Source organism: Gottfriedia sp. NPDC056225 (assembly GCF_042267765.1).
Lineage (GTDB): Bacteria > Bacillota > Bacilli > Bacillales > Bacillaceae_G > Gottfriedia.
Window position 1 is genome coordinate 2,562 of the sequence record NZ_JBHJTJ010000116.1, and the last position, 807, is coordinate 3,368.

An 807-nucleotide genomic window follows, 5' to 3' on the forward strand; every position below is an offset into this window, starting at 1 on the left:
ATTTTAAATTATTTTCTTTCATAAAATAAGAGAAATCTTATACAAACTAATCTGCCATTTAGTGACATAAAAAAAATCGACTAAACAGCCGATCTTGTTATTTAACTTAAGTATGCGTTAGCCATCCATGAATCCTCAGATTCACAACAGTGAATGGTAGCTTATACCGTACTCCCATAGTAGTTGCATAAGAAAGTGCTTATTCCTTTACTTCTACCAGAACTTCATCGTCACCTACTATTTCCAATAAAGGCTTTTCCATTGCTTTTTGAATTACATCTAATTTCCATTTTAGGTCTTCCACACTATCTCCACTAAGAACATTTTTACCCCAAATCCATGATGTAGGTATATCATTATCATAATAAACCTCACATATATCATAGGAAACTAAGTCCTCATCCCATTTCTTTTTTACGACCCTATAATTCCAGTATGTGCTCATTCATAATACCTCTTAAAGTAATTTTATTTAATTATATAGTACCATTTCTTATTCAACTATCCTGCCATTTACTTGAATAAAAAAAACGAGCAGCAAGCAACTCGTAATCTTCAACTATCGCATGCGTTAGTTCTATAAGCCAGGTAATACTTGTCCGAGAATTATACCTATAATTATAAAAGATGTAAGACCAGAAAGTAGTGACAAAAAGACTCTTACTTTTTTACCAATAGAACTGGAACGTGAGAAAATTTTAAAAATCAAGATTAAAAAAGGTATTTGTAAAATAGCAAGAGCTACTCCTAGTAAATCTCTTTTTGTAAAAGGGAGACTAAGATACTTATCAGTATAAAAATTTATAT

2 protein-coding genes are annotated in these 807 nt (G+C 30.7%); both read right to left on the reverse strand.

Going from position 1 to position 807, the window contains the following annotated elements:
- Positions 1–199: 199 nt before the first annotated feature.
- Positions 200–445 carry a hypothetical protein gene (locus tag ACFCYN_RS25200; protein WP_375952881.1) on the reverse strand — a complete coding sequence of 82 codons (246 nt, stop codon included), beginning with the start codon at positions 443–445 and terminating at the stop codon, positions 200–202.
- Positions 446–577: 132 nt separating this feature from the next.
- The coding region (locus ACFCYN_RS25205) for a hypothetical protein (protein WP_375952884.1) at positions 578–807 on the reverse strand (230 nt) is incomplete at its 5' end.